This is a genomic window from Fictibacillus phosphorivorans (assembly GCF_001619875.1).
GTDB lineage: Bacteria > Bacillota > Bacilli > Bacillales > Fictibacillaceae > Fictibacillus > Fictibacillus phosphorivorans_B.
In genome coordinates this window covers 353,114-369,065 of record NZ_LRFC01000001.1, presented here as the reverse complement: position 1 = coordinate 369,065, position 15,952 = coordinate 353,114, and the positions used below count along the sequence as shown (strand labels likewise).

Genomic DNA, 15,952 nt, shown 5'->3' with positions numbered 1-15,952 from the left:
CATCCACTATTAAGCTTGAACCGCCTGAACACCTTTTGTCGCCATAAACTCTTCAATCTCTTCTACTTCACGGAAGATATCTTTTGATAGGTTCTCATACCCGTCTTCCGTCACTAAGATGTCATCCTCGATACGGATTCCGGTCGATTCTTCTTCAATATATAATCCCGGCTCGATCGTGATCACCATTCCTGGTTCGAGGATGCGATCTTTATACGAACCAACGTCATGCGTGTCGAGTCCTAAGAAATGGCCTACACCATGATAATAGTATTTTGAAATCTCGTCGTCTTCTTGAATCAAGCCAATCTTCTTGCACTCATCGGCTAAAATTTTCTTCGCATGATTATTAAGTTCTGCAAACTCTAGACCTGGTTTAATGATCGCTGGTGTTTCTTTTAGAGCTTTTAGGACGATATTGTACAGTACTTTTTGGCGATCAGAAAACTTTCCATCCACTGGGAAGGTGTAGCTGATGTCCGCGTTGTAATAATCTTTTTGTGCACCAAGATCGAGCAACACAAGCTCTCCTTCATTCGTACGTGCGTTGTTGTGCTCATAGTGAAGAACCGTTGCATTTTTCCCGCTTGCCGTAATGGTTTTGAACGCATAATCTCGAATCCCGTTTGACTTTAGCGTAAAATCAAAATGCGCTTCGAGCTGATATTCCATCATGCCTGCTTTTGCATGCTTCAGCACGTTATAGATGCCTTCTTTCGTGATTGCAATCGCTTCTTTAATCTTCTGAATCTCTTCTGTAGTTTTAAATACGCGCAGTTCAGAGATGTCGGGATATACGTTGTGGATCACAATGTGCGGGTAGTGCTCACGAATGTGTTTGGCAAAAAGTGAGGTGCTTGTTGGCTCACCGTTCCAAGCTCGGCGCTCTAAATCTAAACAAACGTGCTTTGCTTGATTTGTGAAGAAGTTCCCCGCAACTGTTGACTCAAAGCTATCCACATATTTAATGTCTTTGATTCCTGAGAGATTTTCTGCTTCTTCTTTTGAAACCGTCTTCCCAACCCACTTCTCCATAACAGGATCCGCTTTTTCAATAAAAAGCGTTTCTTCAAATTGTTTGCCGCTCTTCTTTAAAAGCAGCATTACATTTTGATCGGTAATCCCAGTTAAGTAGTAAAAGTTGCGGTTTGGCACGAATGGATAATGTTCATCCGCTGATTTTTGTGGCGCTTTACCAGCAAATAAAATCGTTAATGATTCATCAGGCAGCAATTCTTTTAATCTGCTTCTGTTACGTTCAAAAAAATAAGACTCCATATGAATCCTCCTTAAGAAATTATTAAAAAACGACTGATGAGTTTATTTATGTATCTATAGTATAAGGATTATTTCATGCTAATGACAGTTATTTTTCTGAATTTTTTAAATCAAATGATACTCTTCCAAATCTTGTTCTTCAATGTATGAACCTTGCTTTTTACTTTCGACATAGGCCAATATATGTTTTTGTACTTTTGGATACAAAACGATGGAATCCAGCTCACTTAAGGAAACCCATTTTACTCCCGTTTGGTTGGAGTCTGGCCGATCTGGCAAAGAAGGTTCTGTGTTCTTATCCCGCGTGCATTCAAACATAAGCCCTAATGAGTGTTTCTCTCCATATCGGTAGTCCGCCAAGTGTGGCGCATATTCATAAACAAATGCGAGCGGACCGACCTTTACATCAATGGAAGCCTCTTCTTTCGCTTCTCGTTTTGCCGCTTCCTTAACAGATTCATGTGGTTCTACACCGCCTGCCGGCAGGTTGTAGTGAAGTCCATTCTCATCATCAAACTCAATTAACAGGATCGCGTCATTTTCGATAATTAACGCACCCGCTCTTACTCGGATTGGGTAGCTCATCTATAGCTCCTCCTTAGTTCTAATTTATATACCAGCCGGGGTATTCCATCCAGTAATTCAATAAATTTCAAGGATAATCCCTGAAATTTAGGAGTTAATCCAGCGAGTTTTGGTAATAATCCGGCGAGTTTTGATGATATATCAGCGAGTAGACAAACATCGACACACCTGAAGTGCCCGAATACCCCTAACATCTCACACTTACCTGCTAAACCCACACTCAGAAGACACAGGAAAAGCCAACCAAAATAGTTGGCTAAACCCTCTATCTTTTATGCTTCCTCTTCAAAAAGCTGCACAAGCTCGATAATTACTTGTGTTGCTTTGATCATATTGTCGACTGAGATGTATTCGTGACGGCCGTGATAGTTTTCCCCGCCCGTGAAGATATTCGGTGTCGGCAGTCCCATAAATGATAATTGAGATCCGTCTGTACCACCGCGAATCGGTTTGATGTTTGGCTCAATATCAAGCTTTTTCATTGCTTTTGAAGCAAGGTCCACAATTTCTTTTACGGGCTCAATCTTCTCTTTCATGTTGTAATACGTATCTTTCATCTCTAACTGAATCTTATCTTGGCCATACTTTTCGCGCAGCTCATCCACGATCGCTTGTATTGTGTTCTTTCTTTTTTCGAAAAGTTCTTTATCGTGATCACGAATGATGTAGTACATGTCTGTTTGTTCTACGCCACCTTTTAATCCGATTAGGTGATAAAACCCTCCATATCCCTCTGTATGTTCGGGAGCTTCTTCAGTTGGAAGTTTGCTTTGCAGTTCGATTGCAATTTTCGCAGAATTCACCATCTTATTCTTGGCAGAGCCCGGGTGAATATTTTTACCCAAGATACGAATTCTCGCATCAGCCGCGTTAAAGCTTTCATATTCAAGTTCACCTAATGGTCCGCCGTCCATCGTATAGGCATACTTCGCGCCAAATGCTTTTACATCAAACTTGTGAGGGCCACGGCCGATCTCTTCGTCCGGTGTGAACGCCACTCTCAGTTTTCCGTGCTTGATTTCTGGGTGGTCAATCAAATATTTCATCGCCGTCATAATCTCAGCGATACCCGCTTTATTATCTGCACCGAGCAATGTTGTACCGTCTGTTGTAATCAGGGTATGTCCTTTGTAATCTTTTAAACTAGGAAAATCGCTTGGAGATAATTCAATATGTAAGTCTTTGTTTAACGTGATCGTTTCCCCATCATAGTTTTCAACGATCTGGGGTTTTACGTCTTTTCCTGTAAAATCAGTCGCGGTGTCGACATGTGCAAGGAAACCAATGACCGGCACGTCTTTTTCCGTATTGGAAGGAAGAGTCGCCATCACATAGCCGTTTTCATCAACCGTTACTTCTTGCATGCCGATTTCTTTCAGTTCTTCCACCAGCATGTTTGCGAGCGTCCACTGTCCTTTTGTTGAAGGAGTCGTCTCGCTGCTTCCATCAGATTGCGTATCTACTTTTACATAGGTGATAAAACGGTCCATAATCTCTTGTTTCAATATTCACTCAACTCCTATTGTTTTGTTTAATGATAGCATGTTTTTCAAATGATTACCTATTGCTCAATTCTAAAAAACCAAACTGACTTGTTCATATGTCTAAACAACTTGTCCTCTTCGTGCATATGATGTAGTACCAGCACAAGTTCATTGTGTTGTGAAAATAAACGGGGTGATTTTAATGGGTTGTTGGAATCGACACAGATGTGAATCTTCTTCTTCAAGCTTCATCATTTTAAAATGTAAGAAGTGCAGAAAAAAGAAAAAAAGAAGCTGCGGCTGTCACAAGAAACACTAATCACTTAAAAAAGGAGTCCTAATTTAGGGCTCCTTTCCTGCACTCATCACCACTACACTTGAGGGTATGTTTTTAACAAAAATTCCATAGATTGCGTAATCAGCTTTTGTAACACATCCACATCAACATCTGCCAACTTATTGATGTACACGCATGCCGCACCTGTTGTATGTTTACCAAACTTACTAAGCAACGCTTCACGATCAGGATCTCCTGGCGCAAAATAGAGGCTGATCTTCGCTTTTCTTGGCGAGAACCCGACAAGTGGAGCGTCCCCTTCATGCCCGGTTTTGTATTTATAATGATACGACCCAAATCCGATGATGCTTGGTCCCCACATTTTTGCCTCAAAGCCTGTTGTTTCTGTAAAAATATCAAGAAGTTTATAAGCATCTTCTTTCTTTTTGGGACTCTCTACATTTTCAATGAACTCTACGACACTATGATTCGTTTCTTTTGTTTTTTGTTCGTACATACATGTAACACTCCCTTTATTGAACGATTGTCTTCTTTATTATTTTCTGCATATCATCCTTATCCCCTTTTATGAAACTACCTTGGCTAATTAAAAAAAGACAACCCCTGATCAGGAGCTGTCTGATTTGTAGATTATTAGTGACTTTTACATACTACAAAATTACTAAAAGGAAAAAACAGCGCTGCATCTGCTTGCTCAAGCCCTGGTTCTTCAAAATTGAAGACACTTCCGCCTATAACAGAAATTTCAGCTAGACCACAAAGCACTGTATCCCCTCGAGAGCAGACTTGGAAATCCCCTTTTGCTGTTATCCGATAAACGGCATTCCGTTCGTCTTTACCTGACCCAAGATCTCTCGGTATATTTCGTTCAATTCTTGTGCAAGAATGCGGCTTTAAAGTAAACCACCCTAAACTTACTTCTTTTTCTTCAATGTCTTTATATACATTTAATAAACCACTCGCACTTTTTCTTGGTTCTAAACAAATACCAAGTTTGACTTTTACTTTTAAGTGTTTATCTGTTGGGTTCTTAAGGATAATAATGATTCTGTCATTATCTCTGCCTCCTTGAAGTTCTGAATCAACTTCTTCCGGTACAAGAAAAGGCCCTGTTGTAATTTTAACTTTCCTGCTTTTTTCTTTTTCATGGCTTTTGTCTTTATGTTTATCACTCATCCTTATTCACTCCTTTATTTATTCTGCACCGACAGTCTTAACCTTCAACCCTAATACATGCAAGTGCTAATTAGAATGAATGGGCGCAGTATTTTACATCCTTTACAATGTATGCGTACGTCACCGTTTTCTTGAACATATAAATAGTTTGAAAATTGATTAGGCAAATGTGGGATGAGGAGGATACAAATGAGAATAGGAGTAAACTTATTATCACTTTCGAGCGACAGATTTGGCGGGGTTGAACAATATGTAACACATCTTATCTCGCAATTAGTAACGACGGACAAGAATATTAAGTTATTCTTGTTTCTCACAAAACCATACAGAAACCTGTTTCCTGATTATCAGGATCGAATAAAAAAAATAATGATAAAAGAATACAAAGTTTATGACTCGATTCATTCATTCATTACTCAGTGTCAACTCGATCTTTGGTTTTCACCTATACACAAATCATATATTCCAAATATTACGGTTCCTTTAATAGCAACGATTCATGATGTTCTGCATACTGCCTATCCACAATTTGTTGATGGTGATCTAAAAGAAAATAATGCTTATTATGAGCGATTTGCACATTCCTTTGATGCCGTGTTAACGGTTTCCGAGTTTTCAAGAAATGCGATTGCAAAGAACCTTCACATTCCAAAGGAAAAGGTTCATGCTGTTTATCTAGATGCTCCACCTGTATTCCGCTTCTTATCAACTGATGTTTCCAAAGAGAAAATAAAGAAAAAATACTCACTGGACGAAGAATACGCGATCTACCCTTCCAGCTATAATCCACATAAAAATCACATTAACTTGCTTAAAGCTCTTGTTAGACTAAGGGATCGCTATGAAAAACGTATTCCTCTCGTTCTTACAGGATATACATTTCATCGAAACCGTAATTATCAAGCTGTACTAAAATTTATACAAGAACACGAACTGGAAGAGCAAGTAAAGATACTAGGATACGTTCCACCTGAGGATATGCCCTCTCTTTATTCCAACGCATCGTTCATGATTTTCCCATCTCTATATGAAGGTTTCGGTATTCCTTTAGTGGAAGCGATGAAAGCACATTGTCCTATCGTTTGTTCAGATAGAGCTAGTATTCCAGAAATAGTAGGTAACGCAGCCATCCACTTTAACCCAGAAGACCCCGAAGACATCGCTTTAAAAGTCCTAAATATGTCAGACTCACAAATCAGAAAAAGGTTAATTAAACAAGGAATAGAGCGATCAAGGATGTTTTCATGGGAAAACTGTGCAAAAGAGACACTAAATGTTTTTCAGCATGTTGTTAAAAGGGATGTAAAACGATGAAAAAGATTTTAGTTTTAAATCATTTCCCAACCGTAATACCTCCTACGAGTGGCGGCACACTAAGGTATTTTCACATCTATGAAGAACTTAGCAAATTTTATGATGTTACACTTCTTTCACAAACATATGGCCACAAACAGGGAGTATTTCAGTATTCTCAAACATTTAGAGAATATAAAGTACCTAAAGACCCTTACTACTACAATAAGGTTGTCCAAAAGCTTCAGCATAATGAATTAACCTATGAATTTGCAATGATTATACAGACTGAGCTTGCAAACTATCCAACTTTGTACAAGAAGCTTTATGATTCCCTTTATCCTCTCTGTCATTTAATTGTTCATGAATCACCCTTTTTAGTGGAAGTTGATTCGTATATTAGAAAAGATCATAAACCAAGGGTATATAACAGTCACAATCACGAATACATGCTAGCTGATCAAATTTGGAGAAATGAGAAGGCAAGAAACTATCTACCTGCTCTGTTTAAGCTTGAAAAAAAATTGGTGAAATGTGCTGATCTTGTTTTCTCAACTTCTGAAACCGAGAAAGACCATTTCATTAAAATGTATAAAGCCAACCCAGCAAAAGTTAAAATCGCTCCAAATGGGATAGATCCTTATGGATGGCTTCTGCGAAAAGAAAAATACAATCAAAAACCTCTTGCATTCTTTATTGGAGCTGATTATCCACCAAACATTGAATCGGTAGATTTTATCCTGCATCATCTTGCTGACAAGTGTACGGAAATTAACTTCGTAATCGCTGGAGGATGTTGTGTCCCGTTTTCACATTTCACTACCAAACCTAACGTAAAACTTTTAGGCAGAGTCCGGAACAAACAAAAAATAAAACTCTTTTCAGAGTCTGATCTAGCGATTAATCCTATGTTTACAGGTGCTGGCGTAAATCTGAAGACACTAGAGTACTTATCTGCAGGAGTACCTTTATTCTCTACTCTTTGCGGTGTGCGAGGTTTAGATCTCACTAACATGAAGCACTATATTCATACAGAAAGAGAAGACTTTGCTTATAAACTGAACCGTTATTCAAATGATCCAAACTTATTACAAAAAGTAGCTACGGACGGACAACACTATATTAACAAGAACTATTCTTGGAACAGCATTGTCGAAAAGATGAAGATTGAAATTGATGCGCTCTTAAGTTAGGAACCTATTATCTTCTCAACCATTTGTTTAAGTGAGATACCTGCTCGATCCCATGTCATTTGTTGCATATCTTTCCTGCCTTGTCTTCCTTTTAGTCTGCAAAGAGCGGGATTTTCATAGGCGTATCTCATTTGCTTTTTCATATGATCGAGATCTGCTTCAGCCCAAAGCTGCCCGTTCTTTTCAAATTCTCTGTAGATGGTGGAGATGGCGTGATCGCTATTCATGCTGATTGAAGGATTCATCAGCTCATAGTCAATTAGAAACGAGTTATGTGTACTTAAGAAATCCATCTGTCCGCCCCATCCGGTTGCAATAACAGGTATGCCGCTTGATAACGCTTCAATAAAAGGTAACCCTACACCTTCCCCTCTTGTTGGGAGAACAAACGCATTTGCTGCTGTATACATTCCTTTTAGTTCAGCCTCGCTGCATATTCCCGTCATTAAATAAATGGGCGCAGTATCACTAAACCCCAATTTCCTTTTATAGTCCATAATTGCTTTTCTTATTTTTTTTCGTGAACTGCCATATGTTTTGATTAGAAGCAGTACACGGTCGTGCACTGTGAACTCTTCCCAATAAGCACGCAGTAAACTTTCCGGATTTTTCCGATGCTGAAAATCAAAGATGGAAACAAAGACAAACTTGGTTTTTTCATTCAGCATAATTCTATGATTGTCTGGGTTAAACATCTTGGTGTCTGCTCCATGCGGCACCAAGAATATCGGAATACGAACACCGCTGATCTTCAGCGCATCTACATTATGCGTACAAGGAACAGAAACGGCATCGTATGTGGAGAGGATGGGCAGCCACGTATCAGGGATCCGATTTGTTTCCCATACGGTATTAAGAATGCAGAAGTCAAAGTCCGCTTTCTCTTTTTTACTAATCACTGCTGGAGGGGAATGATAGATTAATATTTTTTGTTTTTGGTTTGTAATTGGTTTTTCAATGAGTTGCTGCAACCTTTTCTTTTTCTTTTCATCTTGCATGTGATAAGGAAAATTCCAAGTATAGGTTTCAATCTTCACATCTATTCCCTGCCTGTCTAAAGCGAGGGCGTACTCTCTGCTTGCTGTTCCATAACCTGTGGCATCCAGCACTGGTCCTCTCCACACCACTTGATAGTTTTTCATCGCAATCTCCTTTTTTTCGTAGATCCGTTTCTTGTTATTTGTTAATAAACGACTTGTAATCTGCTGTAGAGCAAACAATTGATGATTTTCTTTTGAGTGCGGTATTGCTGACATTCCAGGTATGATGATTTGTATTTGAAGAACGTAGACAAACATAATGTCTCTTGTCCCCAGAATACAGTTTGAGTTTATTACTCACACACTGATTTAAGAAGACAGTATCTTCACCAAGGTTTAATTTTGGAAACTGGATACTTTCGCATATCTTTTTATGAAAAAAGAGAGTTGCTCCTTTCAACCCTTGTCTAACGTACATGTTCTCGCGGTTCGGATTGTTTACAACGAGCAGCTTCTCACTTTCGAAATACATATAAACTGTTCTTTTTCCAACAACATCAGCTTTTGTCTTATGCAATGTTTCCATGGCATGATTGAGGTAAAGCGGAGCATAATAATCATCGTCATCAAATTTTGCCACGTAATCATACTTTGCTTTTTGAATAGCTGCATTTAAACATTCACCCAGTGTGTGAGTTTCAGGCAGCTGATAGATTGAGACATGCTTGTACGATTCGGCTTCTTTTTTCCATTGCTTTATATTTAAGTGATCTTTGTTCAAAATAATGATAAGTTCTTTTTCACTCCACTTTTGATTGCTATAGTTTTGAAACACATTGTCCATAAATTGTGCTCTCATCGTGCAGCATATCACTGAAATCATAAAAAACCCCGCCTTACTTACAGAGTTGGACTGCCTCTTCCCATGAATACGTAATTCGTGTAATGTCCTCTTCAGATAGCAGAGAACCAAGTTGAACTTCTATAATCTGTAGAGGTGTAACAGCCTTAACAGCATGTCTGGAACCTTTAGCAATTTGAAGAACATCACCCGTTTTGATGCTCGTTAATTGATCATTTAATATAAACTCTCCTGTACCAGAAACGATCGTCCAAATCTCTTGTCTTTCTTTATGCCATTGATAACTTATGTTGCAGCCAGGAAGGACGTTTATTATTTTTGTTAATGACTGTTTGCCTTCATTTGTCATCGACTTTTCTAATATTTTATAATTTCCCCACCATTTCTCTACATACCGTGGAGGTTCATCGGTTATGAAACTCTTAACAACAGAACTTTGCTCTTTATTTGCAACGAGAATTCCATCAGGACCTGCTACGATCATACTATCCGTTATACCGATTACATAGATGGGTTGTTGCAGCTCGTTAATAATGTGTGTATTTATTGAGTCTTGTGATAGCTTGCCAGGTCCCATTACTTGTGATCTCATATGTTTACTAAATGCGCCCCATGTCCCAATATCCTCCCATTGTCCCTGATAAGGGATAACGATTGAATGATTGCTTTTCTGCGCCACCATTTGATCAAAACTTATATCAGGGAGTTCACCATAAATCTTTTGCATTTGATCGTAGTCTGTAGGAAGACTTAGATCCTTTAGAAATTGAAGCATATACTTAATTGAAAAAACATAGACCCCGCAATTCCACAACGCATTTTTTTTGATAAGCTGCAACGCTATATGGGTACTCGGCTTTTCAATAAAATGACTGATTGAATAATAGTCACCCGTCTTATTAGCAGGAACAATGTAACCAAATTGATCAGAAGGAAATTGTGGCTCTACACCTAAATGTGCAAGGTCAGCCTTTGAATTCTGGAGAATATGAGGTATTTGTGTTAATAAATGATAAAAAGAAAGGTCTGCAAACGTATCAACAGGTAATACACAAACCCATTCTTCAACATTAGATTTCGGCTGTGAGTTAAAAGAAGTGACTGCTAATGAGATCGCAGAAAACGTTCCTTTTGCGACAGGTTCTATAATTAAAGGAACTGGATAATCAAGCTGATTATTCATAAGATCCTCTTGATCTTGGCATGTAATAATGTGAGTAGACGTAAGAAGGCCAACAGAATCCAAGTGTCTGCATACTCTTTGGAGCATGGATTCATATTTGTTTTTTTCAGTGCTTAAGAGTTTCAGAAACTGCTTGGATCTAATCTGATTCGATAATGGCCAAAGTCTTTTTCCAGAACCGCCCGATAACAGAAGAATTTTCATATGTTTCCTCCGCACACAATAATAAATAGGCCTTTGACATTCTATGAAGGTTTGATTGGTGATATGCCGTAACCAATTGTCCTCTAACTGATGCCTTCCTAGAATTTCTGCTGTAAAATTGAATAAAAAGAAAGGCTTATTTATTATAAGATGGGAACACCATACAAAAGAGGGGTTAAAAACCATGAACGTTGTCATTTTGGATGATTGGGAACAATGCTTTGCTGCAAATCCTGAGATTGAACGCTTAAAGCAGCACTTTTCTGTGGAAGTGTACCATGACAAGCCGACGCAGGATGAACTTTTGAATCGTATTGAATATGCTTACATCATCATACCCATTAGAGAGCGTACTTTATTTTCTAAAGAGGTGTTGATGCACTTAAAGAACATTAAACTTATCGCTCAAACTGGTGCCGGCCTTGCCCATATCGATATGGACACAGCGAATCAACTCAACATCCCTGTTGCTACAACCCCTGGAGGTTCAGCCGCTGTTGTTGAATTGATCTTCGGCATGATGCTTGCACATGCTCGTAACCTATTACTCTTAGATCAAGAGATGAAACAAGGGAAATGGATGGAGTCAGTTGGCTCAGGATTAGAAAACAAAACGGTGGGCATCATCGGCCTTGGTAAGATCGGTTCAGGAGTAGCGAAAATCGCTAAAGCTTTCAACATGAACGTTGTTGCTTGGGGACCTCGGCTAACGAAAGAACGCGCCCATGCCCAAGAAGTTGAATACTTAGAGTTGAATCAATTGTTGCAGATCTCCCATTTTGTCATTCTTGCTGTGAGGCTCGTACCTGCAACAAAACATCTGCTTAAGGAAGAACATTTTAAAGAAATGCGTAACGATGCGTTCCTGATTAACACGTCTAGAGGCGAAGTTGTTGATGAAGAAGCCCTTGTAAAAGCATTAAGTGAAAAGTGGATTGGCGGGGCAGGACTAGACGTATTTTCTGTAGAGCCGCTCGGACCAAACCATCCTCTCCTGCAACTTCAAAACGTTGTTCTCACTCCACATATCGGATGGAAAACAGACAATATGTTTCACAAGTTCTTATCAACGAGTGTGGAAAACATTCTCTCTTTTATGATCGTTGGAAATCCACAGCGAATTGTAAATATAGAGGTACTAAAAAGCAAAAAGCCCACCGTTTAATACACGTGGGCTTTCTCTCTTCTAATCCATCCAAACGGTATAAGTCTCAAACCCCGTTTTCTTCACTGGTTTCATCGTCATATCCGGATAGCCAACATAGATAAATCCGGCAAGTGCTCCGTTCTCACTCAAACCAAAGAATTCTTTTACCTTAGTATGATAGGTTACAGCACCTGTTCTCCAGATTGCACCTAAACCTAATTCATGTGCAGTAAGCAGCATATTCTGAATCGCGCTATGAACAGCAGCGTACTCTTCGATCTCAATCACGTTCTTCTTAACACTCGGCTCTACCCCAACCGCGATAATGACAGGTGCACGCAGCGGATTGTTCCTTGACTTTTCCGCTTTCTTCTCCAGTTCATCGGGCTCTAAACCTGTGTTATCTGCTCTTGTTATCCCCTCTAAAACTTCCCCTAATTTTTTTCTGCTTTCTCCAGTTAATACAAAAAAGCGCCACGGCTCTGTTCGGTAATGATTAGGTGCATAGGTCGCGGCAGTTAGCATTTTTTCAATGAGCGATTTTGAGACGGGATCGTTTTTTACTTTCCCGATACTTCTTCTGTTCATGATGTTTTCAAAGGTTTCCATCTCACGCCCTCCCTTTCTTAACAGATATTCTGGGACAGAGAGGAATAGACTAAAGTTGTGCTCACCATCATTTTAAAAAAGAATAGTATATATGTAAGAAAATCTAACATATTTATGATACAATAAATAACAATATTTAATCGTTCGGTTAATCTCACGTTTAGGAGGATTGGAATGTCTGTTGATAAATCATCTTATAAGGATAAAAAAGTTATGTCGATTGGCATCATTAGTGAATTAACCGGTTTATCTGAGCGTAAGATCCGGTACTACGAAGAACGAAAGCTTATCTTTCCCGAAAGGACAGGCAAAGGAACACGAAAGTACTCGTTTTCAGACGTCGAACGGCTTATGGAGATTGCCGATCAAATTGAAGATGGTGTACAGACCTATGAGATCAAAAAGGAATTAACGAAGAAACAAAAACGTGACGAGCGCAACAAGATGATTCGCGGCCAGATTAATGCACAGTTTAATATGAGAAACTAAAACAGCTGGCTGCCTTCTGATTAAAGGTGCCAGCTGTTTTATCGTGATAGCTTTTCATAAACATCTCTTAAATTTTTCATACCTAATGCTTGTATTCTCTCAACATACATACTCCAAAGTTCCGCCGTCATCTTCGCATCCCCTAATGCATGATGCCGATCAACAACCGGAATACCACAATGATCACAGCAATCTTCTAAACGGACGAGACTTACATTCGGTTCAGCGATTCTTAATAAGAAAGACGTGTCTACAATTCGATGCTTGAACTGACTGCGGAAAAGCTTCCAGTTGTAATGCTGCAGAAACTTCTTTTCATGACTGGCGTGGTGAGCCACCAGCACGGCTCCTTTTACAAAATCATAAAAATCAACGAGTACCTTTGACAGCTCTGGCGCTGTCTCAACATCGCATTCTTCAATACCCGTAAGCACCTTTATTTCAGGAGTAAGTTCGCGATTACACCGAGCGAGTGAATAAAAGGTTTCCTCTTGCTGGACCACACCGCCTCTCACCTTTACGGCTCCAATTGAAAGGATTTCATCACCTTGCTCAGGAAAAAAGCCAGTCGTTTCAAGATCGAACACGACGACGTTCAATTCTTTGAGCGGAACGACTAAGCTCTCTTCTACTTTTAACTCTTTTTCGAGCTGTCTCAAGAAAGCAACATGCTGAGGACTTGATTGTCCTTGTAACGATGCATACACACTAGAGTTTATTTTCCCCTGTACTTGTTTCATAAATTGTATGAGCGGATTCATCCTCATCTGTGTATCGTTCCCTTAATGACAGACTGTGTATAGTCTTGTAGTTTTTGACCGTTTAACAAAATCTGTTTCATATCTTTTCGTTCATCTTTGCTGAGTTCTTTTATATTGAGATAGTGAATGTCATCATAGTTTTCCGTCATTTTCTTATGGTACTGAAGTCGGTAGTGAAGCAGCTTTTCAAATTCTGCGGCGCACCAGTTAAGTTCTTGCTGATAGTTAAGGAGCCTTGTTAGTTCTTCGATTCTTGAGAGCGTCGAAGTGGCATCAATACTTTCTTTCATCGCTAAAAGCCGAATATTGTTTACATACGGAAAAAAGCCTGATTGTTTCAAATCAATGCTGCCCGCGTGTGAGCCGTGTGTTTCTGTTAAAAATTGATGAAAGAATCCTACAGCCTTCTTTACGTGCTGGGTGTTTTCTAACAGTCTCTCCAGGAAGTGCGGATTTTTTTTGATATAATCGTGTACAGTCTGTTTAAGTTCAGCGATATATTCTTTTTCTCCTTTGAGCACACGCGCATCATAGAAAATCAATAGAAATCGAATGCTCTCAAAGCTTTCTTCTTTCAACCAATGTGTCAGCTGCTCGTTCCACTTTGACTTTGATTTGCACCACACTGAATTCGAACTCATCACATTGCCATCACAATACGGATAGCCGACTTCGTTCAAGCCATCAGCAAGTTCTTTTCCGAACTTCATAAAATATTGACGAGCTTCTTCAGAATCTGTTTCATAGATTAAGCCATGATCTTGGTCGCTGATGATTGCCTGCTCAAATCTGCCCGCACTCCCCATTACAAACCAGGAGTAGCGACAAGGCGGAGCTCCACATGTTTCGAATGCTGTGTCAAAAACCTTCTTCATGATCTCATCGTGAAACGCATTTAAGGCATGGGATGATTGATCATGACGATTCCACTCACTGTCACGCCACTCTTTTATTGATGTATAAGACATTTTTCTCACTTCCTATGTGACAAAAGCATTGAGGAATGATCCCCAATGCTGATAATCACGACTAATTTGCAATTCTGTTCTTCTCTTCATTCGTAATGAACGCTTCTGGATAACCGTAGTTTCCGTGCTCACTAACATCAAGACCAATAATCTCTTCTTCCTCAGATACACGAAGTCCTTTCATCACCTTTTTCATCGCATATAAAAGCGCGAAAGAAACGACGAACGCGTAAAGCGCTGATACGGAAACACCCATCGCTTGAACACCAAGCTGTGAGAAGCCTCCTCCATAAAACAATCCAGGCTTACCAACCGTTGCAAGTTCTGGTGTAGCAAAAAGTCCCGTTGATAACGTGCCCCAAACACCTGCAGCTCCATGAACGCTTAACGCATAAATCGGATCATCTACTTTTAATCTATCGAAAAATTTCACAGAGTAGAATACAAGAATACCTGCAACGAATCCGATGAGGACCGCGGCCCACGTTTCAACAAACGCACATGACGCCGTAATGGCAACAAGTCCAGCTAAAGCACCGTTTAGAATCGTCGGAATATCAGATTTACCTAGAACCATCCAAGAAATAATAAGTGCAGCAACCGCACCTGCTCCAGCAGCAAGATTCGTGTTTAACGCAACAAATCCGAAGAAACCATCATCAACAACAAACGTACTTCCTCCATTAAAACCAAACCAGCCTACCCAAAGAACGATAACGCCAAGTGCTGTGTACACTTGATTGTGACCAAAGATATTGTTCGATGTCCCATTTTTATTAAACTTTCCAATACGCGGCTTCAGTAAGATCGTTGCCGCAAAAGCAGCCATCGCACCTGTTAAGTGTACAACTGTTGAACCAGCAAAATCTTGCTTACCGTGCTCTGCTAACCATCCGCCGCCCCAGATCCAATGCGCAACGACCGGATAGACGATTACTGAAAATAGAATCGCAAACACCAGGTATGCCGATAATTTCGCACGTTCCGCAAATCCGCCGAACGCGATCGTTAACGAGATGCCCGCAAACGCGAGCTGAAATAAGAAAAATGCAGCTGTTGAATACGGCATTCCATCCGCTTGCTCACCTGAATAGAAAAAGTCAGACAAACCGATAAAGAAATTAGAATTCCCTCCAAAAATAAAACCATAGCCGACAGCCCAGAATACGATAGATGCCAATCCGAACGTAAAGACCGTCTTCCCTGCAATATGTCCGGCATTCTTCATTCGTGTCGAACCTGCTTCAAGTAAGATAAACCCACCTTGCATCAAAATGACGAGAAGTGCACCTAGAACAAGCCAGACACTGTTTAACGAAAACATAATTTCTTCCATAAAGAACGCCCCCTGCTTAACTGTTTCTTTTCATTCTATACAGTTTCAGCAGAGATTCTACTCCCATGTTAGATTTTCTGACATGGTTTTTAAGTGAGGGTTCTTG

16 protein-coding genes are annotated in these 15,952 nt (G+C 39.7%); 4 read left to right on the top strand and 12 right to left on the bottom strand.

What is annotated here, in order from left to right; all coding sequences use genetic code 11:
* Positions 1–9: 9 nt before the first annotated feature.
* The 5 genes from AWM68_RS01795 to AWM68_RS01770 form a co-directional block, all read right to left on the bottom strand.
* Positions 10–1,278 carry an aminopeptidase P family protein gene (locus tag AWM68_RS01795; protein ID WP_066236373.1) on the bottom strand — a complete coding sequence of 423 codons (1,269 nt, stop codon included), beginning with the start codon at positions 1,276–1,278 and terminating at the stop codon, positions 10–12.
* 105 nt (positions 1,279–1,383) lie between these two features.
* Positions 1,384–1,863, bottom strand: a complete 480-nt coding sequence (locus AWM68_RS01790) for an NUDIX domain-containing protein (protein ID WP_066236372.1) — start codon at positions 1,861–1,863, stop codon at positions 1,384–1,386.
* A 272-nt stretch (positions 1,864–2,135) separates the two neighbouring features.
* Positions 2,136–3,368 (bottom strand): peptidase T, encoded by a 1,233-nt coding sequence (gene pepT / locus AWM68_RS01780; protein ID WP_066236370.1) that lies wholly within the window; start codon positions 3,366–3,368, stop codon positions 2,136–2,138.
* A gap of 350 nt (positions 3,369–3,718) precedes the next feature.
* Positions 3,719–4,141 carry a DUF1801 domain-containing protein gene (locus AWM68_RS01775; RefSeq protein WP_066236369.1) on the bottom strand — a complete coding sequence of 141 codons (423 nt, stop codon included), beginning with the start codon at positions 4,139–4,141 and terminating at the stop codon, positions 3,719–3,721.
* Positions 4,142–4,278: 137 nt separating this feature from the next.
* Positions 4,279–4,821 (bottom strand): hypothetical protein, encoded by a 543-nt coding sequence (locus tag AWM68_RS01770; protein WP_066236368.1) that lies wholly within the window; start codon positions 4,819–4,821, stop codon positions 4,279–4,281.
* A 189-nt stretch (positions 4,822–5,010) separates the two neighbouring features.
* Between AWM68_RS01770 and AWM68_RS01765 the strand changes: the two genes are divergently transcribed.
* Positions 5,011–6,135, top strand: a complete 1,125-nt coding sequence (locus AWM68_RS01765; protein ID WP_066236367.1) for a glycosyltransferase family 4 protein — start codon at positions 5,011–5,013, stop codon at positions 6,133–6,135.
* Positions 6,132–7,307 (top strand): glycosyltransferase family 4 protein, encoded by a 1,176-nt coding sequence (locus AWM68_RS01760; RefSeq protein ID WP_066236366.1) that lies wholly within the window; start codon positions 6,132–6,134, stop codon positions 7,305–7,307. Before AWM68_RS01765 ends, AWM68_RS01760 begins: the two co-directional genes overlap by 4 nt.
* Here the strand turns inward: AWM68_RS01760 and AWM68_RS01755 are convergent.
* Genes AWM68_RS01755 through AWM68_RS01745 form a run of 3 tightly spaced genes read right to left on the bottom strand, consistent with a single transcriptional unit; the run spans position 7,304 to position 10,536 of the window.
* Positions 7,304–8,449, bottom strand: coding sequence for a glycosyltransferase (locus AWM68_RS01755; protein ID WP_066236365.1), 1,146 nt, complete (start codon positions 8,447–8,449; stop codon positions 7,304–7,306). The genes AWM68_RS01760 and AWM68_RS01755 overlap by 4 nt on opposite strands.
* A 34-nt stretch (positions 8,450–8,483) precedes the next feature.
* On the bottom strand, positions 8,484–9,170 hold the full coding sequence (locus tag AWM68_RS01750; protein WP_066236364.1) for a glycosyltransferase: 687 nt from the start codon (positions 9,168–9,170) through the stop codon (positions 8,484–8,486).
* Between the two features lie 13 nt (positions 9,171–9,183).
* Positions 9,184–10,536 (bottom strand): sugar phosphate nucleotidyltransferase, encoded by a 1,353-nt coding sequence (locus tag AWM68_RS01745; RefSeq protein ID WP_066236363.1) that lies wholly within the window; start codon positions 10,534–10,536, stop codon positions 9,184–9,186.
* Between the two features lie 184 nt (positions 10,537–10,720).
* Here AWM68_RS01745 and AWM68_RS01740 point away from each other — a divergent pair, with 184 nt between their 5' ends.
* The gene (locus AWM68_RS01740; RefSeq protein WP_066236362.1) at positions 10,721–11,701 is read left to right on the top strand and encodes a D-2-hydroxyacid dehydrogenase family protein; all 981 of its coding nucleotides are present in this window, start codon (positions 10,721–10,723) and stop codon (positions 11,699–11,701) included.
* 21 nt (positions 11,702–11,722) lie between these two features.
* Here AWM68_RS01740 and AWM68_RS01735 read toward each other — a convergent pair whose 3' ends face one another.
* A complete protein-coding gene (locus tag AWM68_RS01735) occupies positions 11,723–12,292 on the bottom strand; it encodes a nitroreductase family protein (RefSeq protein WP_066236361.1) in 570 nt (189 codons plus the stop codon).
* A gap of 174 nt (positions 12,293–12,466) precedes the next feature.
* On the opposite strand from AWM68_RS01735, the gene AWM68_RS01730 reads away from it, so the two are divergent.
* Positions 12,467–12,781, top strand: a complete 315-nt coding sequence (locus tag AWM68_RS01730; protein WP_066236360.1) for a MerR family transcriptional regulator — start codon at positions 12,467–12,469, stop codon at positions 12,779–12,781.
* A gap of 38 nt (positions 12,782–12,819) precedes the next feature.
* On the opposite strand, the gene AWM68_RS01725 is transcribed toward AWM68_RS01730, so the two are convergent.
* The 3 genes from AWM68_RS01725 to AWM68_RS01715 form a co-directional block, all read right to left on the bottom strand.
* Positions 12,820–13,488: an exonuclease domain-containing protein gene (locus tag AWM68_RS01725; protein ID WP_331710017.1), complete on the bottom strand. Its 669-nt coding sequence runs from the start codon at positions 13,486–13,488 to the stop codon at positions 12,820–12,822.
* 56 nt (positions 13,489–13,544) lie between these two features.
* Positions 13,545–14,510 carry a DUF294 nucleotidyltransferase-like domain-containing protein gene (locus AWM68_RS01720; RefSeq protein ID WP_066236358.1) on the bottom strand — a complete coding sequence of 322 codons (966 nt, stop codon included), beginning with the start codon at positions 14,508–14,510 and terminating at the stop codon, positions 13,545–13,547.
* Between the two features lie 61 nt (positions 14,511–14,571).
* Positions 14,572–15,846 carry an ammonium transporter gene (locus AWM68_RS01715; RefSeq protein WP_066236357.1) on the bottom strand — a complete coding sequence of 425 codons (1,275 nt, stop codon included), beginning with the start codon at positions 15,844–15,846 and terminating at the stop codon, positions 14,572–14,574.
* Between the last annotated feature and the right edge of the window lie 106 nt (positions 15,847–15,952).